Origin of the sequence: Pseudoalteromonas sp. M8 (assembly GCF_018141365.1) — a bacterium.
Classification (GTDB): domain Bacteria; phylum Pseudomonadota; class Gammaproteobacteria; order Enterobacterales; family Alteromonadaceae; genus Pseudoalteromonas.
In genome coordinates this window covers 2,401,421-2,420,861 of the sequence record NZ_CP047240.1, presented here as the reverse complement: position 1 = coordinate 2,420,861, position 19,441 = coordinate 2,401,421, and the positions used below count along the sequence as shown (strand labels likewise).

Sequence of the window (19,441 nt, the reverse complement as noted above, 5' to 3'; positions counted from 1 at the left end):
ATCTTGATGGCCTTAAGCTGTTTCGCAGGTAAGTTCTTGAAGCACGGCGGCAATCTCTTGGCACCAGTCGTTGATGCGCTGCTCGGTGAGTTCTGGTTGGTTATCATCATCAAGCGACAAGCCGAGAAACTCACTGCCGTCTTCACTTAACCCTTTAGACTTGGTGAAGTGATAACCTGAATTTGGCCAGTAACCAATTGCTGTGGCGCCTTGTTCGGTTAGTTTATCGTGTAAGATGCCGATACCGTCTTGAAACCACTCATCATAACCAACTTGATCGCCTTGACCGAAGATAGCCACGATTTTTCCGCTGAAATCCTGTTGTGCTAGGCTTTCCCAACGTGATTCCCAATCATCCTGTAAACCACCGTATTCCCACGTTGAAATCCCAAAAATCAAAAATTCATAGTTCTCGGTTAAGGTTAATTCAGTATCTGCTATATCAAAGAGGTCGATGGTAAACTGGTTTAGGTTTGCTTTTATTAATTCTGCTGCGGCTTCAGTGTTACCTGTTGTGCTGCCATAAAATAGGCCAATACGAGTACTCATAATATTTCCTTTTAATTCTCTTGGTTAAGCAACATGCTGCTTTTGTTCGCTATAAGATTGAGGTTGGTGTAGTGGGTTTTCACCGATCCAAGCCTGAAACGGCTTGTCATCATCACGGCATACAAAGTGCAGAACATGTCTGCCTGTAGCTGCAGCGCGGATCAACCCGCCGGTTGTCACCCAGTGACCAGCCATATAAAAGTTGCTAAGGCCTGGCAGTCCCGTTGTCCCGTTGGCATTTATTTCGTCTTCTAAACTTTCACCACTTTCCAAAAATGGCTGCCACGCCAATACCGTTCCTTTGCTGTTGCGGGTATAGCGAACTTGGGTCAAAGGGGTTGCGATGTCGATATATTCGATATGCTCTTTTAGTCCCTCAAAATGAGTGGAGAGCTTATTGATTATAAATTCACCTAAGGTCTTTTTAGCGAGGCGATATTGAACGCTACGCTTGACCCTAGTGTGATGGCGTTTAGTCGCCGTTGTTTCTTGGAAATTATTTAATTCAGCCCATGGCTCATAGGTTGAGAAGTAAGTGATATAAAGCACGGATTTGCCTTCTGGGGCGATATGAGGGTAGTGTACATTGCGCACCTGCACATTGATCCCCGGGTGCGTCATACCAGGGCAGTGGACCAGATCTTGTTGGTCTAACAAGTGGGTGCGGCAATGGGGATGATGGGTATAGTCCTTGTTTACCCCCAAAAATACAGAGACGTATCCTGGGAACATTTGACCATCGGTCTCCCTTAACTCGTCGTATAGCTTGTCTAACACTGGGCTGGAATACTGGCCATCAAGCATGTTTTTTACCACATCCGTACCGTCACATGCTGAGATCACGATATCGGCATACATTTTTTGGCCGTCGCTGAGCTCGACACCGATGGCTTTGTTGTCTTCGACCAAGATCTTGTGTACTCGGGTGTTGTATATGATGTCACCCCCAACTTTTTATATCTTGCTTCCATCGATTGTGCGAGACCTAACGAGCCACCCTCGGGCACACCTGCATTTTTTTTCGCCGCGCAGGCCAAATTAAAGTAGAAAGGTAGCAGTGGGAAACTGGGATGTTGCTCATAAAAGATAACGTTAAATGCTTTTTGCAGCAGCGGATGTGAAAACTTAGCAGCAAAGTCCGACATCAATGTCGCCATGGATTTGCGGATTAAATTGAATTTTTTGATGAACGGCCACATCATTTTTAGCTTTTGCCAGCGTGACATAATGCCAACTGGCACCAGAAAGGGATAAGCGTCTATCATTTTGACGAATTCACGAATGCCATCGCAAAATTGTTTGATGAGTTTCTTGTCTGCGGGAGAAATACTTAAGAGGTGGGCTTCGAGTTTATCTGGATCTGCGTAGAAATGTACTTCTCCTAATTCTTCATCAATAACTGAATTGAAGATTTCAAAGTCTCTAATTTCTTTATCATCCAGCGCACCTAACTCTTGCCAGATTTGATTCATGCCGTTGCCTGAGCCACTACCCAGTAGCCAGCTAATACACCAATCAAAAATATAATCTCTACGTTCCCACGATGTGCAGCAGCCGCCGGGAATATCGTGCAGTTCTAAGATCACGCTCTTGTAGCCGTTCATTTGTGCATAGCTACCGGTTGAGAGTCCACCCATGCCGGCACCTATGATGATCATAGATTGTCTTTGTGTGGTCATAATTCTGTCCTTAAAGTCGTTAGAAAGCCCCAAAGCGATGGCTTTGGGGCGAGCTGTTACTCCACGTTTGTTGCTATTACCGCTCGGCTTTGGGTATCCTGTAGAATACTTTGCATAATTGCGCCGTTGCCTGCCTGCATCATATCGGGCATCAACATTTCCTCATGTTTACCAACTCCCTGATAGGTAATGACTTCGGCGTCTGATGCTGCATCCCAACTGGTTAGACGAGCAGCTTCTGCATGTGCATTTTGCTCGACGATAAAGTGCAGTTTTGCGTGAACCTGACCTAAGTTTTTCACTTCATAACACCAATCGATATAGTCTCTCGCTTGTGCCAGTGTATGCTCGTGTACCGTATTTGAGCCGGTGTGGCGGGCGAAATGTGCTTTTAACTCTTGTTCAAAGTGCGCGAAGTCTTGCTCCCGCATTTTGACTGTTTCGGTGATCCTGAATGAGTCTAAGATCACCACATCCCCGACACGTTGACCTCGGCTTTCCAGTTCCTTAGCAATCTCAAAGGCTAAATTACCACCAAGGGAGTATCCAAATAGGGTATAGGGGCCATGAGGTTGAATTTGCATAATTTGGTCGGCATAGTCGCTAACCTTAGTGTCACTTTCGAGGTAGTTAAAAGAGATCACTTCAGTGTTAGGCAATGCGTCGGCAAATGCCTTGTAAACGATGCTGTAACCACCCGCTGGTGGTAGCGCAAATAAACGAGTAGATTGACCCGCATTGAAGATAAGGTAAGGGGACGCGCCCGTTTCTTTTCCTGTTACTACATCTTCAATTGCACTCGCCATGCCATGTAAGGTTGTAAATCTAAATAGCTGATTAACTTCCATTTTGATGCTGAAGGCTGATTGGATCCTGACCATTAGCTCAATCAAATATAAAGAGTTACCGCCAAGGGCAAAAAAATCATCATGAAGACTAATGGATTTTTGCCCTAGCATATTGGACCAAATCTCAGCGAGCTGCTGCTCAAATAAGGTGGCAGGCGCTACGAATGCTCTTACCAACTCGGCGAGTTCAACCTGTGGTAATGCCGCTGCATCGATTTTACCGTTACTCAGTAATGGAAATTGATCAATAGCAACCAGCTTACTAGGTACCATATAGCTTGGTAGCTGGTTCTCTAACTGCTCGAGGACAAACTCAGTACCGACCGCAAGATCCGACTCAAAGTAGGCAATTAATTGGGTTTGCCCGTGTACTTCTATCCCTTTTACATAGCTTCGCTTAATTCCTGGGATCTGGTTGATGCTAGACTCAATTTCTCCAAGCTCAACGCGGTGACCTCGTATTTTTACTTGGTTGTCGATACGTTGCAGAATATGTAGGTTGCCGTGTTTGTCCCACTTACCTAAATCACCTGTTTTATATACCCGTAGGGTGCTATTTTCTGACACGGGAAGTTGGATAAATTGGCTGGCATTTTTCTCTGGATTATTGAGATAGCCAAGACTTATGCCTTGCCCCGCAATTGCAATTTCGCCGACTGCGTTACTGGATACTAATTGGTTTTGCTTATCGAGCAAGATAAGTTGCGTTGCATTGAAAGGCTTGCCGATAGGCACCGTTGCACTGGTTTCTAAGTACTGCTCTGATTCCTCAAAGAAACTACTGTCTATGGTTGCTTCAGATGTGCCGTAGGAGCTAAATAGTCGAGCATCTTCTTGTAGCAATCCTTTGAGTGCGCGGTATTCAGCGATTTGCCATTGCTCAGAGCCAACAATCACTCTACGTAAGCTGGTGAATCCAACCTGACTTTGTTTTGCGAATAAGATGAGATTACGAACCACAGAGGGCACAAACTCAACCGTATCAATCTGCTGTGTCTCAATGAGGTCATACAACACCGGCATGTTCAGCATCATATTTTTAGGACACAACACTAAGTGCTTCGCATTGTAAAATGCGCGCGCGAGATCGCCACAAAACACATCAAAGGTTGGGCTGGCCAATTGTAAATGATGAGAGGTGGGTGCTAAATCAAATTGGGCTAACCAGTCCACAGCGATCGTAGCCCAGTTTTGATGGCTGACCTGGACAGCTTTTGGCGTACCCGTGGAGCCAGAAGTAAAGACAATATACGCGATGTCATTTGGCTGATGATTTAACGCCAAATTGTGCTCGCTGATTTCATCTCGTTGGCTTTGGAAGCTTTCCCAAAGTAGTGTAGGGTGATCTGATGTTAGCGCTTCGTCGCAAAGTAGTAACGCGCAGCGACTTTGCTCAAGCAACAGTTGCTTGCGTTCATTGGGTTGCTGCGGGTCAATTACCACAAAATGATGACCTGCTTTTAACGTAGCGATACAAGCAACAACTAATGCGATAGATTTTTCAAAATGTAAGGCAATCGTTTGACTAGGTTGGTTATCTAGCTGCGAATTAATTAGTCGCGCCAACTGATTTGCCTGACCGTTCAGTTCGCAATAGCTCAAAGTAGCAGCCAATTCTCCGGCATTTGTTGCACAGGCAATGCTGAGGGCAGGAAGCTCAGGACTATGTTGCGCCGCATTTTCTATTTGGCTGACCAAAGTCGGTAATGCAGGTGCGTTTTGTTGACTTTCAGCAAATGTCGCCAAGGCATCTATTGCGTCTGGACTTGTTAAGGCAAGCTCCGAAAGTGGCCGATTTGGACTATCAACGACCATTCGCGTCAGTGCGATATAGTCCCGAGCCAGCTGCGCTATCGTTTCGGTTTCGAATAGATCGGTATTATATTTTAATGTGCCTTTGAACACGCCATTTTCTTCATAGGTCGAAAGCGTAATGTCAAATTGACCTTCTTCTTCAGGCAGTTCCATTAATTGCATAGGAAAGCCCTTATAGTACGCGACATTATTTTCATCCATATGCGATTGCTCAACGCGGTGATTGAGCATTACAAACATGACCTGAAATACCGTAGAGCGGCTGGCATCATGTTCAATACCAAGCTTATCCACTAACAGCGCAAACGGATATTCTTGGTGATCTAGTGCGTTGAGGGTAATGTCTTTCACCTGCGCTAAAAGCGAAGTAAAGTGCGTTTCAGGATCAAACCTTGCGCATAGCGGTAGGGGATTCACAAAGTAACCATAGACGTTTGAAAACTCTGGATTTGTACGACCGGCCACGGGACTGCCAATAATGATCTCATCCTGCTGAGTATATTTATGCATGACTGCGTAATAGATGCTAAGCAACGCCATGAACATGGTGGACCCTTGTGCCTTTGCAAGGGTATTCAATGAAGACGTGAGGGCTTTATCCAACTCAAAATGATATGAATCACCAACGTTGGTGAGTACCGCAGGTCTAGGTTTGTCGGTTGCAAGGTCTAATACGGGGATCTCAGCAGGTAAGTGATTCTGCCAAAACTTATAGTTTGCCGCGCCGCGTGGAGAGTGAACAAAGCGTGTTTCCCAATCGACAAATTTTTCATAGCTTGACGTTATTTCGCTGAGTGCTAACGGTTCACTTTTTGCAAAATGCGCATACAGTGACTGCATTTCATCGATAAACATGTAATTTGACCATGCATCTGAGATGATGTGATAAATCGTCACTGCAAAGTAGTAGCTTTGATCATTCTGCTTATACAAATACAGTCTAAACAGCGGGTCGTGCTCAAGGTCGAAAGGCTGTTCATTGTCTGCAATCATCATAGGTTGAATATCTTCCCAAGACTTACCATGTACATCAATGACTTGCAGTGCATCCTCGCGATGAGTCCAGACTCTTTGATAGGGTTCGCCATCTTTAAAGAAGAAGTTTGTTCTTAACATTGGGTGGCGAGCAACTACAGCACTAAGGGCTTTTTTCAGCGCGTCGATATTCAGGGCACTAGGAATGTGCATCGCGCCGCCGATATTGTAGGAAGCGCTACTTGGGTTGAGTTGATTGATAAACCAAATCGCTTTTTGTCCATAGGAAAGTGGGAATTCAGCTTCCACATTGGCATCAGATACGATAATAGAGTTAACCTTGGTCTCGGAAACCGGCTGAACCTGCGATGTTTCTGTGGTTATGACTTCAAAGCCAAGCGACTCAACGAGTTTGTCATTAAGCTCTATACTTAATTCGTTGATAGATGCACCACTTAGAAGGCGTACAATCGTTAGGGTTTCACCAAAATGGGTGGTGATCTTATTTCTCAGCTCTGTTGCCATAATAGAGTCAATACCGAGATTACCGAGCGATAGATCTAATTCCACTTGCTCTCGTTTACAGCGTAATACTTGGCTGACAGCATTAGCGAGGTGATCGGCAACAAGCGGTAATCGAAGCGCGCTGTCTGTTTGCTGGTATAAAGGAGCAAATTCTTGCTCTTGGTGGCTTTGCTTATCGTTTTCTTGGGTAGCCAAGTGACTAAATAAACTCGGCTTTCCTGCATACCAATTGGTTACTTTGGACCAATCAGCGTCACACACTAAGAGTTGAGGTTGCTCTTGGTCTAGAATACGTTCAAGCACGGCCATCCCCGCACTTGGTGAAATGCAGTTCATACCCCTTTGGTTTTTGTAATGTTCGGCGAGACCCAACTCTTCAATCATACCAATAGCCCAAGGACCCCAGTTGATACTCAGCGCCGGAAGACCCTGATTGCGACGGTAGTGGGCGAGGGCATCTAAGAAAGCATTGCCAGAAGCATAGTTTGTTTGTCCTGCGGTAGTGACTTGAGCCGCGACAGAGGAGAAGAGTACAAAATGTTCGAGGTCAACTTTACTGAGTGCTTTGTGAAGCATCAACGCACCAATCGCTTTGGTGTCAAACACACCGTCAAATGCTCTGGTATCCATATTGCCAAGTAAGGTGTCATTGACGATACCAGCACAGAAAAATAATCCGTTGATCGGTGCTTGTGCACTTAGATGATAAGACTCAAGGGCCGCGTGAAGTTCACGCTCTCGAGTTAAGTCTGTCTGCCATAACGAGACATTAACGCCCTGACTCTCAAGGTGTTGAATAAACCGAACGCGATCATAGTTACGGTCGCTTGAGGTAAGTTCTGACCAACTCTTACGCTCAGGTAATTGACTCCTACCAAGCAAAATGAGCTTTCGTGCACCTCTATCGACGAGTAGCTGACAAACTAACTGACCGATTGAACCAAATGCACCCGTGATCAATTGTGCTTTATGGCTTTGCACGCGAGTTGGGAAGGCGGGTTGAAGTGACGTTGCCTGCTCTAAACGAGCAACATAGGCCTGATTTTCCCTAAAAGCAACTTCCCCTTCTTGGCGGTCACTTAATAATCTGACTGTGATATGTTCGGCATCATTTTGGCCATCAACATCGATGAGGCCACCCCAATTATCAACCAATTCTTGCTGTGCGAGCACTCGGCTAAATCCAGTTAACGAAGCGGACATCACCGCGGTAAGTTGCTCACTATTAACGAGGCTGGCGTTGCGTGTTACCACGTAAAGCGGGAATTTACAGTCTTGTTCAATTACGGTTTTGGCTAGATTTAACAATGAATGTAGCGACTGACGTTTTTCTCTTTGCAGTTGAGCAAGGGTCAGTGATTCTATCGCGCTGTTATCTAGACTAAAGCAATGCACAACGCCACGAATTTCTTGTTTGCCCAAAGTCTCGATAAGTTGTGACAGGTGATCCCGTGAATCGGGAACTAGCCATGCATGACAATGGTCTCTGTCGATATCAAAGTATTCTCCAGATTTAACGATACAGCTAGAGTGGCCAAGCTTTGCTAAACGTTCGGCTACCTGTTCGGCTGTTCCTGATTGATCTGCGAGGAGCACCCAACGCCCCGATGTGTCAGTTTCTTGTATTTCCTGATCAGGCTCTGCAAGCCAATTGACTTGGTAAAGCCAGCTATCTATGGTTCTGGTGGTGATCCCACTTGCAGCGGAGTCAACGCTTTGTGCAATAAAGTTTTTGATAACACCAAAGACTTGACCAGACTCATCACAGAGGTATAAATCACCGACCGTTTTTTCGTCGTCACGATGAGTGATTTGGGTATAACACCAAAAATCAGTATTGTTCTGCCCGCAAAGCAGGATCTGCTCTAGCATCACTGGTAAGCGGATAGAGAATTGCTGAGCATTAGCACTTGCAAGCTCTGTAAATACTAACGTCTGGAAGCACGCATCTAGTAGACTTGGGTGTAGGGTAAATTGTGTTGTTCGCTCAAGTTGAGTAGGCCAAGAGATTTTGGCAAGCACGCCGTTGTCTGTTGCCCAGATCTGTTCAATGGCTCTAAAACATGGACCATATTCGTAACCAAACTCTTTTAGGTGTGCATAAAACTCATCGTGCTGCTGCGCGCTGGTAGCGGCACTACGAATAGCATTGAGATCAATAGGCTCAGCAAGGTTGGCGCTTTGTACTCGGCGGATTGTCCCTTGAACATGGCGGGTCGTTTTACCATCTTCAAGGCTTACCACTTTAAAATTCGGTTCATCATGGTGCAAAATGAATTGCACATTGGGAGCGTGTTCATTATTCAAAAATAACGCTTTATCGATGACAAAGTGGTCGAGTGCATAGCTGCCATTGCCCCAAGTCTCTTTGGCTGCAGCATACGCCATTTCAATAAAGCCAGCAGCGGGGAAGAGGGTATTGCCTTGGATTTGGTGACAGCTTAAAAAACTATCGCGATTTGTGTCGGTTACCGCGTTCCAAACATGTTCAGCTTCACTGCGTTTACGGCCCAAGAAAGCATGGTTACTTTGCCCTAAACGCACTTGATTAAAGTACTCAGGCTCGGTCCAAAAGCGTTCTTGCAAGAACGGGTAAGTTGGCAACGTAGTGAACTTACCTCGACCATTTATGGCTGACCAATTTAATTCAAAGCCTAAACCAAACAGTTGAGCTACGGCGTGGTAATAGGTGTGTTGCTCGTCGGATTTACGGCGCATACTCGAGACGACAACGCTTGAGCAACTTTGTTCTTCTGCGGTTTCGGCAATAGATGCGCCAAGCACAGGGTGTGGACCTAGTTCCAAAAATGCTTGGTAACCTTGTTGTAATATTGCACGGGTGGCATCAACAAAACGCACGGCTTGGCGGACGTTGAGCCACCAGTAGTTAGCATCAAGCTCAGGCCCCTCTGCAAGTGTTCCTGTTACCGTTGAATACAATGGAGTATGTGCGGTGTTAGCTTGAATACCAGCTAAACACTCGAGCAATTCGGTCTTAATCGGTTCCATAAACTGGCTGTGATAGGGCACTTCAACGCGGAGAAACTTGCAAAACACACCAGCTTCGCTCAGTTGTGTTTCGATACTGTGTAACGCATTTTCTTCACCAGCTAGGGTGACAGAGTTTGGACTGTTTACTGCTGCAATTTCAACTTGGTCGTTGAGATAAGGCGTGACATCACTGTCAGAGAGTCCTACCGCCATCATTTTACCTGTGTTGCGGCATTGATGTTGTAAACGGCTACGATGGACTACGATGGTGCAAGCATCTTTTAATGAGTAGACCCCGGCTTCATAAAATGCTGCTGCTTCACCAGTACTGTGGCCAACAATGACATCAGGTGAAATGCCGTGTTGACGCCACATTGCTGCAAGTGCAACTTGCACGGCAAAGTTTGCCGTTTGAGCGAGCCAAGTATATTGCATGTTTGACGCTGATTCATCGGCAAGCATTTCATCAGCCAATGACCAATTTGTAAGTGTTGACATATAGCTATCACACTCATCGATCATCGCTTTAAAAGTTGGCTCTGATTGGTACAGCTCACGGCCCATTGCCCACCATTGTGGCCCCATGCCGGTGAAGACCCATACGAGTTTTTGCTCATCTTTTTTCAGCGTGCGCAATGTACTGGCCGCAGCAAATTCAGCATCATGAGTTAGTGTTTGCAGTTGTTGTTGCAGATCCTCTGCATTTTTGAAACAAATTGCATGACGATATTGGTGATGTTCACGGCGCTCACCCAGTGTGTAGATAATATCACTGAGAGATGCATCGCTGTCTTGCAAAAATTCATTATGTGCTTTGGCAAAGCGATGGATCCCGTGTTGATCTCTTGCACTCAATGGATAAAGTTTTAGGCCATTCTCATTTGCTGGAGGTATTGATGGTACTTCTGGCGCAACAAATTCTTGAATAACCGCGTGGGAATTGGTTCCACCGAAACCAAAGGAGTTTACCCCCGCAACGGCTAAACCTTGATGCTTAGGCCAAGGTGTAAGTTTAGTGGGGATCTCATACGGCGCATTGGCGTAATCAATCTTAGGATTAATTGATTTTAAGTGTAAATGCGGTGGGATCTGTTTGTTTTGAATGGCTTTGACCGCCTTGAACAAACCAGCCATGCCTGCGGCTGCCTCGGTATGGCCAATATTGGTTTTTACTGAGCCAATGTAGCATTTATCGTCTTGATTACGGTTGATCCCAAGGAGTGTTCCAACTGACTTTGCTTCAATTGGGTCGCCAACAGGCGTGCCTGTGCCGTGCATTTCAATGTACTGCACTTTACCGGGGTCAATATTCGCTTTGGCATAGGTTTCTTTCATCAAGCGCAATTGGGCATCGCCGTTTGGCACCGTGATCCCTTGTGTTTTACCGTCTTGGTTTACACCGGTGGCTAAGATCACCGCATGAATTGGGTCGCCATCCTTAATCGCATCATCTAAGCGCTTGAGCACAACGACGCCAGCGCCTTCAGCGCGGACATAACCGTTTGCGGAGTCGTCAAAAGCATGAGAAAAACCAGTCGGAGATAAGAAACCGCCTTTAGACTCGGATACTGTATATTGTGGTGCCAAATGTAATAGCACACCACCTGCGAGTGCCATATTACTTGCCCCGGTCTGTAGGCTTTTACAGGCCATATCTAATGCGACAATAGAGGAGCTACAAGCAGTATCGATGGACATGCTGGGGCCATTAAAGTCAAAAGTATGAGAGATGCGATTAGAAAGCATCGTCATCATAACACCCGTCGCAGTGTGAGCATCAATGTTGTCAAAATCTGGGTTAGTGAATTGCATGATTTTATAATCAAGCGTAAACCCACCCATGAAAACGCCGACCGACTCTCCTGCGAGTTCAGATGGCTTTTGCCCACCATCTTCCAACGCTTCCCAAGTTACCTCCAGCAGTTTACGTTGTTGAGGGTCCATAAACTCGGCTTCACGAGGCGTGATCCCAAAAAATGCTGGATCAAACTTATCGATATCATCGATATAGCCACCCCATTTTGAGCTCAACTTGCCTTTATTCGCTTTGACAGACGAATAATGAGTATCGATATTCCATCTCGACTCTGGGGTTTCTATGATGCAATCGACACCATGTTTAATATTTTCCCAAAACAATTCAGGACTATTCGCGTGACCTGGGAAACGACAACCCATGCCAATAATTGCTATCGGTAGCGTGTCGTTTGCGGGGCGAACAGAGCGTTCATTTTCGATTGCCATAATGCATTCCTTGAAGTTATCTATTTTCTGTTAATTAGCGAAGTTGCAGCAGTTCATCTTGAGTGGTTGAGTGAACATGAAGCGTAGGGTAGAGCAGGCGTTTATAGATGCCGTAGTAAAGTTGTTGAAGCTGGATTAAGTCGGATGTTGTTGTGTGTTCATCTATTTGATGAATGGTTTTGTTCACCAATCCAAGTTCTAATACTGAGGTTGATATTTCAGCAATAAAGCGGCCATCCGACGTTCCCCCTGCGGTCGATAGTTTTGGTGTGAAATGGCATTGGCTGTTGATTTCATCGCAGACGATAGCGAGGGATGGAGAAGGGATCTCATCATTATTTACGCAGTAATAGGGTTTACAGGAGTTATTGGTCGTTAATGCATAATTGAGTGTATGTTTTTCGATGGTTTCTCTGACCAGCTGGACCAATTCATATTCGTTGTATGCGGGTGTATAACGGATATTAAAATTTAGCTGACATTGGCTTGGAATGATGTTGTCAACAAAATCGCCAGAATTTACATGAGTGAATTGTAGTGTGGTCGAGTCAAAGTTATCACAGTGCTTAGGCCAATCCATTGACAATAATGCTTGCATAATATTTTGCGCTAGATGGATGACATTGGTCGCTTTTTGAGGGTAAGCCACATGTCCAGTTTTACCATGTAAATTGATGGTAAAAGACAAAGCACCACGGCGACCGACTTTCAGTGTATCTGCTACTTGCGCTTCTGAGCTTGGCTCTCCGACCAAGGTAAAATCAAATGTGATACGCTGCTGTTTTAAAAACTGAGTGATCCGCTTGGTTCCGTGTTCCGCTTCGCCTTCCTCGTCGCTAGTGAGTAGCAACCAAAGCTCTTTTTCCGGTATTCCAAATTCTGTCACTAGAGCCTCAATTGCACAGAAAAATGCGGCAATAGCGCCTTTCATATCAACAATACCTCTAGCGAAGAGGCAGCCATTGTGTTCTGTCAGCTTAAAAGGGTTAAACTGCCAATCTTGTGCACTTCCGGCCGGTACTACATCGGTATGACCAAGAAAAGCAAACCTAGCATCGCTGTTGTTACCTATGCTTGCTACTAAGTTACTTACATCACGAACGGGTAAGTGTTTGATTGAAAAGCCCAAAGCTCGTAACTCTTGTGCTAACCACAGTTGACAACCAACGTCATCTGGTGTGATCGACTTAAATGCGACTAACTGCCTTGCGATGTCAACAACGCGGTGGCTGGTATGTTTATCCTCATCAATACCTTGAAGCTCGTCATGAAGAGCTTCGATATCCTCTAGTGCTTCAGAGACAAGTTCAAAGCAAGTGCTTGAAGAAAAGTCATTCATCTCAAAAAACCTTAATGCAGAAGTATGATAAATAGGCAATTAAAAGCTTGTTTGTACACATTTTAATTACACTGCGTTCACAAGTTGCGTATTCAAACATTGAAATTCTTTAGATGCTAATGATTTTATTTTGACTAAATTAACCTAGATAATTTTATTGTTGTTTTTTATGAAGTAATCAAATTTGTTATTTTTAATGCTGTTTGTCTAATTTTGATATTTGAGTTTTATTGAATTAATTTTGGTGTAAATGCTCTATGTACTAATATTCTGAATGTGTGAAAAGTAATTTGTCTTAATAATCAGGGGCGGGTTTTTGTTTCTTGAGTTATGTCTTGTGTTATTCGGAATTAAAAAAATGATGGTGTTTACGTTAATGAAATTGTTATTTTTTTAAGTGTGCGAGTTTGTTGTGTAAATTGCGCTATTAAGATAAATGGAATTAAACTTCGTTATTCATTTTTGTTATTTTAACTATGTTTTATATTTCTATTTATTCTAAATGTAAGAGACCTAAAAGGTGTGGGCATACGTATGTGGGCAAGATTTTTTATGATGAAGTTTTAAGGTTTAAATTATTTTTATAAATTTAATGAATTTATTCTTGAGTTGTCATATTTAATGAATAAAATAGCGGGCGCTATAGAGCTTTTATTCAATATTTTGATTACTGTTACAGTATTTTGCTGTTTTTTATCTATAGCGCTGACTTAAATTAAGGATGAAAAATGAAAAAGCTAATCACTGCACTCGTTGCATTCACCGCATTATCTGTATCTGCTCAAGAAGTAGAAGAGGCGAAAGCACTCGTTACTCAACAGAACATTAAAATTGTTGCCATTGGCCAAAGCGGCTGGGATCCAATTTGGAGAGAGCCTACCTGTAGCATCCAAAAAACGGATGAAGATGCTGTAGGTAATGCTTACATGATCAGTCATTACGACATGTGTTTATGCCAAAACAGTAAAAAAGCGAGCTATCTGATTGAAGATACACAAAGCAACCCTAAGCAAGCAGCGGTTATTTGTTACCTAGAGCAGTAAGCTAGTCAACAGCAGCAGAGCAAAGTACTTGCACTTTACTCTGCTTTTATTACTGGTGTTTCCTTTAAGTTCAAATTAGCTAAATTAACTGATTTTTTGCTTTGGTGTGCTAAATAACCTGAGCTGCGGATAATTAATGCCTTTCTAGCAGCCAGTTTTAGCACTAACTGCGTTGAATTCACTTCCAATAGCCAGCTATTGGAAGTGAATTCGCCTTGCCTACAGGATGTAGGTACCTTAGCGAGAGCAGGACGCGGAAGCGGTGTTTTCCCTAAAACTCTCTGGCTAGACAAGGAAAAACTAAGTTGTGCTTTAGCAACAATGAGTTGGAACACTCCTTATCCAAACCTCAGGTTAAATAACTTGCCTAACTTCCAATCGAACTTTACAGCGCTGACGGCCGTTAAGATTAAAACAATCCCAAGCGTTTGTAGTATCGAAATCGTGTGCTCGAATGCAATAAAATCTACAAACAGCGCCACGACCGGATAAATAAAAGAAAGAATAGCGATTAATGTGGTGCTTAAGCGTTGAAACGCATCATACATGATCACATACATAAACCCTGTGTTGACGACGCCTAAGAATAGGATATTGCCCCAGCTCGATGAAGTCTCTGGGAAATGTGCAAAGTCAACCCAAGGCAATAAAAATAAACCGCCCAAAAAGATTTGGATCACAGCAACCACACCGGATGGCACTTGGCTTACCTTTTTTGTCATCAGCGTTGTAATGGTATACAGAAATGCAGCTCCAAGTGCCAGTAGCAGACCAAAAACGGCTTGATTGCTCTCTTGTGCAAAAAGAACTGCGACTATTTCTTGATAGGGGATCCCCACAACCAACCATAATCCCACCACAGCGATGGTCAACCATAAAACGATTGCTTTACTTGGATACTGACGATAAAGCACCGCACTTAATAATACCAACATCAGAGGTTGTAGATGGTATGCGATGATTGAAATTGAAAAAGGAATATAGTCAAACGAGGCGAATAACAGCACCCAGTTTCCGACCAGCGCGATTCCGCCGAGCAAGATGGTTATAAAAACGGGACCTTTAAACACCTCTTTTGTCAGTTGCTTTGTTACGAGCACGTATCCGAGAAGACACAACGCGCCAATAACACAACGTAAAAATACCACGTTCCAATAGGATTGTTGTGCACTGACGACAAAGTATCCTATGGTGCCAGATAGCACCATAGCTATTATCATCTCTATCGAACCTTTTTCTTTATCTGAGCCAAACATTGTTCACACCTTGTCATATTCAATTCTATACTTGCATATTACTTAGGGTTTGCCGTATTGCTAATAGACAATAAAAGGCTAATTTTTCTATTTTCCTAAAAATGAAAGGCAAAAATGCGAAAATTAATTAATAATGAAAAATGGTCGCTTGATGCGATAGATAGCAAGCTTATAGCGCTGTTAGAAAACAACAGCCGAGTGTCTGTTGCTGAAATGGCTCGTGCTGTGAATATGTCTTCACCGAGTGTGAATGAGCGCATGAAACGTATGGAAGAGTATGGGGTAATTAGTAAATACAGTATTGAATTAGACCCAGCAAGCTTTGATTACCCGCTGACAGCGATTGTGCGTATTCGCCAGCATCCTGGTAAACTAAAACAACTTGAAGCGATGATCCAAAACATTCCTGAAGTGATTGAATGTGACAAAGTGACGGGAGAGGATTGTTTTTATGTGAGGTTGTGTTTTGAGAGTATGCCTAAGCTAGACGAAATTCTGGATAAAGTCTCCACGCTGGGTGATACCCACACATCGGTGGTGAAATCAACAGTAGTCAAACGCAGAAACGTGCCATATCAGATCCGCAAAAGGTAATCGCTAAGTATGGCGAGTAGTAACGTTTTGACGGGATAAGCAATGCACAGCTAAACGTCAACAAATTTATAGTTTGTCACACTTTTTATAGCAATCCTGCCATCAATCTGGTTTTGAGTATGTTAGTATCCGTGCAGCAGTTTTTTACGAGATAGATTATGTTTCAACCAGTTAGCCTCTTTGTTGGGTTAAGATATAGCCGTGCTGCGAAAGGCAATGCATTTATATCGTTTATCTCATTTTTCTCAATTGCGGGTATCGCCCTTGGCTTGATGAGTTTGATCACCGTCAGCTCAGTGATGAATGGCTTTGAGCAAACCTTAAAAGCCGCCATGCTTGATTTGATCCCGCATGTGCAAATTAAGGAAAATGAGCAACTTGATCAAAATAAATTACAAGCCATTGAAAATCATCCTTTGGTTAAGCAAGTTTCGCCATATGTTGCAAGTGACGTAATTCTACAAACCAATCAAGATTTGGTGGGTGTGCAACTTCAAGGACTATTTCAAGGGTATGAAACAGCGTTAGATGACGCCGTACGCGCAGGTAGCTTAACTCGATTGTATGAGCAAAAATACCAAGTGGCGCTGAGTCGCTATTTAGCCAATAAACTTGGCGTCAGCGTTGGTCAACAACTTCGCGTGATCATGCCTGAATTCACCACATACACACCGCTTGGCCGCACACCGACGCAGCGCTTATTCACCGTAGCTGCCATATATGATGGCCAAAGCGAAGCTGACACTTATTTGGCATTTGCCGACGGGAAGAGTTTACAGCGGTTAATGCGCAAGAAGCCAGAGCAATACGACCTTAACATTCATTTATATGATGCCTTTAGTCTGCCTGATTTTTATCAGCAAGCGGATAGCTTGTTACAAGGGCTCGAGATACAGGATTGGCAAACTCAGCAAGGCACATTGTTTGCGGCGGTTGCAATGGAAAAGCGCATTATGTCGCTATTACTTGGCCTTATTGTGATAGTGGCTGTATTTAATATCATTTCAGCGCTGTCTATGATGGTGAGTGAAAAGCAAGGGGAAGTGGCTATTTTGCAAACGCTTGGCTTTACACCACAAATGATAGCTAAAGTATTTATGGCGCAAGGGATGTATAACGGCATTTTTGGCACACTCATTGGTGTTGCTGGTGGATTATTGCTTTCGAACAATATTAATGAGGTGCTCCACCTCGCAGGCCTTCAGTTGCTTGGTGGCGCTGAACTTCCGGTCAAAATAGAACTAACAGATTTAACGATTATGGCAGTGGGCAGCATATTGCTAAGCTTTTTAGCAACCTTGTATCCAGCTAAACGCGCGTCGAGTGTGCTGCCAGCAGAGGTATTAAGATATGAGTGATTTAGTCATTGACTGCCAAGATTTGGTCAAAAGCTACCAAGATGGTAAAGCCGAAGTAACGGTACTAAAAGGCGTTGATTTATCTGTAACCCAAGGTGAGATGCTTGCCATTGTAGGTAGCTCGGGTTCAGGTAAAAGTACTTTACTGCATATTCTCGGTACCTTGGATAAAGCATCCACCGGCAGTGTAAAAATCAAAGGTGTGGAAGTTGGCAAGCTGTCACGTAAAAAGCAGGCGGAATTTAGAAATAAGCATTTGGGTTTTATCTATCAGTTTCATCATTTGTTGATGGAGTTTAGCGCGGTTGAAAACGTGGCGATGCCATTACTAATTGCCGGTAATAAAGCAAAACAAGCCCGCGAAAAAGCATTACTCATGCTTGATAAAGTAGGCTTGAGTCATCGTGCTGATCATAAGCCTTCAGAGCTTTCTGGGGGGAGAGACAGCGTGTTGCGATAGCGAGAGCGTTAGTAACAGAACCTGATTTGGTGCTAGCTGATGAACCAACCGGCAATCTTGATAAGCATAATGCGCTAAGGATCTATGACCTCCTAGCTGAACTCAATCAGCAACTAAAAACCAGCTTTGTTGTTGTAACACACGACCTAGAGTTGGCAGATAAGCTTGGTCGTGCAGTGCAACTGGACGATGGCAAAGTAGGTGTGTATCAGCATGCTTAGTTATTTTTTAAGCAAACGTTTTAGAGAGTCTAAACGTCAGCTTGGCTTTATTGGTTTTTTAACCCGTGCTTCTACGCTTGGTGTAATGCTGGGTATGGCAGTATTGATAGTCGCACTTTCTGTGATTAATGGTTTTGAAGAACAATTAGAGCAGCGGCTGTTGTCGGTGGTACCGCAAGTTAGTTATCAAGCACCTTACGACCCTATTCAAGCGTGGCAGCAAAAAGTAGAGATCTTGGAGAGTCAACGTGGCGTCGTAAGCGCGACGGCTGAAATTAACTTAACAGCCATGCTGCAATACAAAGGCACCTTAAAAGCGGCGCAGTTAAAAGGGATCGCACCGAATAGGCATCATACGGTGTCGAGCATAGGTGATTTTATAAAAGGCGCAGAACTAAAGGCACTAAAACCGGGTGAAGTGATCATCGGCAAAGGGATAGCTGACAAGCTTGGCGTCGTGGCTGGCGATAATATCCAGCTCTTGGTTGCTAACAAACATTCGGATAATCCACTCGCTGCGCCAAAGCGATTAACGGCGACGGTGGTGGGGCTTATCGATATGGGCGGGCCACTTGACCAAACATTATCCTTAGTGCCACTTAACGCACTGCAAGAAGCGATGGATTTTAGAGAAGACCAAGTAACGGACTTGCGTGCCAAGGTGAGTGATGTGTTTCAGGCACAGCAAATTGCGACATCAGCGGGCAGGGCATTACCCGATTTAGTGTACGTATCGTCTTGGTTTCGAACGCAAGGCGGACTGTATCAAGATATTCAGATGGTACGCACTATCGTCTATCTCGTGGTATTTCTGATCATCGCTGTAGCGAGCTTTAATATCGTCTCTTCTATGGTGATGGAAGTAAAAGAAAAGCGGGCGGATATTGCCATTTTGAAAACGATGGGTGCACAGGACAGTACGATTTTTTCGACTTTTGCGCTGCAAGGTGTGACGTATGCAGGGATAGGTGCACTGCTAGGCACAGGGATCGGCATTTTTATTGCTATTAATATCCCCGATATTTTTAAAGCCTGGATCAATATGAGTGATACCAATCCGCTTGAAGGCGTCTACTTTATTGAGTACTTACCGAGCAAAATTATTTGGACAGACATTTATATCAGTTTAGTCACGACTTTTGTTATGGCTGTCGTCGCAAGCTTATATCCCGCTTGGCAAGCCACCAAAACGGATCCTGCCAAAGTACTGGGAAATGGCTGATGATGGCAAAAATTTATAGCCGGTAAAACCGGCTATAACAAGTATATATTGGCTGCAGATAGATTAAATTCCCAATAGAAGAGGAAACGTTTGATCAAGTATCAAGATGTTTGCATGTGTTCACATCACTAAAATGTCAAAGTGACTCGCACGGCTGGACAGGCCCTAACCATCAAGCTTAAATATATTTTTTAATACCAATTTGTCTTAATACTAGCTCAATTTGAAGGTGTAAATCTGACGCTACCTGCGTTAAAAATTTCTTATTTAGAACAACTCAATAGCAAAATCTTTGCCTTGCAGATATGGATGTAGGCACCTT

Annotated in this window: 10 protein-coding genes and 1 pseudogene; 5 read left to right on the top strand and 6 right to left on the bottom strand. The window is 43.9% G+C overall.

What is annotated here, in order from left to right; translation table 11 throughout:
- Positions 1-12: 12 nt before the first annotated feature.
- From fldB to dapE, 5 genes are read right to left on the bottom strand one after another with little or no spacing between them, the layout of a single operon-like run.
- Positions 13-549, bottom strand: coding sequence for a flavodoxin FldB (gene fldB / locus GSF13_RS15420; RefSeq protein WP_010604895.1), 537 nt, complete (start codon positions 547-549; stop codon positions 13-15).
- A gap of 24 nt (positions 550-573) precedes the next feature.
- On the bottom strand, positions 574-1,458 hold the full coding sequence (locus GSF13_RS24770; protein ID WP_249122682.1) for a hypothetical protein: 885 nt from the start codon (positions 1,456-1,458) through the stop codon (positions 574-576).
- The gene (locus tag GSF13_RS24765) at positions 1,389-2,228 is read right to left on the bottom strand and encodes an NAD(P)-binding protein (protein ID WP_249122681.1); all 840 of its coding nucleotides are present in this window, start codon (positions 2,226-2,228) and stop codon (positions 1,389-1,391) included. The genes GSF13_RS24770 and GSF13_RS24765 overlap by 70 nt, the downstream gene beginning before the upstream one ends.
- A gap of 56 nt (positions 2,229-2,284) precedes the next feature.
- Positions 2,285-11,626: a hybrid non-ribosomal peptide synthetase/type I polyketide synthase gene (locus GSF13_RS15410; protein ID WP_211866175.1), complete on the bottom strand. Its 9,342-nt coding sequence runs from the start codon at positions 11,624-11,626 to the stop codon at positions 2,285-2,287.
- A gap of 34 nt (positions 11,627-11,660) precedes the next feature.
- On the bottom strand, positions 11,661-12,965 hold the full coding sequence (gene dapE, locus GSF13_RS15405) for a succinyl-diaminopimelate desuccinylase (RefSeq protein WP_211866173.1): 1,305 nt from the start codon (positions 12,963-12,965) through the stop codon (positions 11,661-11,663).
- 728 nt (positions 12,966-13,693) lie between these two features.
- Here dapE and GSF13_RS15400 point away from each other — a divergent pair.
- Complete coding sequence (locus GSF13_RS15400) at positions 13,694-14,008, top strand: hypothetical protein (RefSeq protein ID WP_010604891.1); 315 nt, start codon at positions 13,694-13,696, stop codon at positions 14,006-14,008.
- A gap of 338 nt (positions 14,009-14,346) precedes the next feature.
- Here GSF13_RS15400 and GSF13_RS15395 read toward each other — a convergent pair whose 3' ends face one another.
- Positions 14,347-15,264 carry a DMT family transporter gene (locus tag GSF13_RS15395; protein ID WP_211866171.1) on the bottom strand — a complete coding sequence of 306 codons (918 nt, stop codon included), beginning with the start codon at positions 15,262-15,264 and terminating at the stop codon, positions 14,347-14,349.
- Between the two features lie 114 nt (positions 15,265-15,378).
- Here GSF13_RS15395 and GSF13_RS15390 point away from each other — a divergent pair, with 114 nt between their 5' ends.
- From GSF13_RS15390 to GSF13_RS15375, 4 genes and pseudogenes are all read left to right on the top strand, one after another.
- On the top strand, positions 15,379-15,858 hold the full coding sequence (locus GSF13_RS15390; protein WP_102056889.1) for an Lrp/AsnC family transcriptional regulator: 480 nt from the start codon (positions 15,379-15,381) through the stop codon (positions 15,856-15,858).
- 158 nt (positions 15,859-16,016) lie between these two features.
- On the top strand, positions 16,017-17,216 hold the full coding sequence (locus GSF13_RS15385; RefSeq protein WP_010604888.1) for a lipoprotein-releasing ABC transporter permease subunit: 1,200 nt from the start codon (positions 16,017-16,019) through the stop codon (positions 17,214-17,216).
- Positions 17,209-17,897, top strand: a pseudogene (gene lolD, locus GSF13_RS15380) (lipoprotein-releasing ABC transporter ATP-binding protein LolD). The gene GSF13_RS15385 and the pseudogene lolD overlap by 8 nt, the downstream one beginning before the upstream one ends.
- Positions 17,890-19,119, top strand: a complete 1,230-nt coding sequence (locus GSF13_RS15375) for a lipoprotein-releasing ABC transporter permease subunit (RefSeq protein ID WP_010604886.1) — start codon at positions 17,890-17,892, stop codon at positions 19,117-19,119. Before lolD ends, GSF13_RS15375 begins: the two are co-directional and overlap by 8 nt.
- Positions 19,120-19,441: the final 322 nt, after the last annotated feature.

What these genes read in the sequence shown, in the direction of transcription:
- fldB (WP_010604895.1), bottom strand. Translation starts at nt 549, where the DNA reads ATGAGTACTCGTATTGGCCTATTTTATGGCAGCACAACAGGTAACACT.
- GSF13_RS24765 (WP_249122681.1), bottom strand. Translation starts at nt 2,228, where the DNA reads ATGACCACACAAAGACAATCTATGATCATCATAGGTGCCGGCATGGGT.
- GSF13_RS15410 (WP_211866175.1), bottom strand. Translation starts at nt 11,626, where the DNA reads ATGGCAATCGAAAATGAACGCTCTGTTCGCCCCGCAAACGACACGCTA.
- dapE (WP_211866173.1), bottom strand. Translation starts at nt 12,965, where the DNA reads ATGAATGACTTTTCTTCAAGCACTTGCTTTGAACTTGTCTCTGAAGCA.
- GSF13_RS15400 (WP_010604891.1), top strand. Translation starts at nt 13,694, where the DNA reads ATGAAAAAGCTAATCACTGCACTCGTTGCATTCACCGCATTATCTGTA.
- GSF13_RS15395 (WP_211866171.1), bottom strand. Translation starts at nt 15,264, where the DNA reads ATGTTTGGCTCAGATAAAGAAAAAGGTTCGATAGAGATGATAATAGCT.
- GSF13_RS15390 (WP_102056889.1), top strand. Translation starts at nt 15,379, where the DNA reads ATGCGAAAATTAATTAATAATGAAAAATGGTCGCTTGATGCGATAGAT.
- GSF13_RS15385 (WP_010604888.1), top strand. Translation starts at nt 16,017, where the DNA reads ATGTTTCAACCAGTTAGCCTCTTTGTTGGGTTAAGATATAGCCGTGCT.
- GSF13_RS15375 (WP_010604886.1), top strand. Translation starts at nt 17,890, where the DNA reads ATGCTTAGTTATTTTTTAAGCAAACGTTTTAGAGAGTCTAAACGTCAG.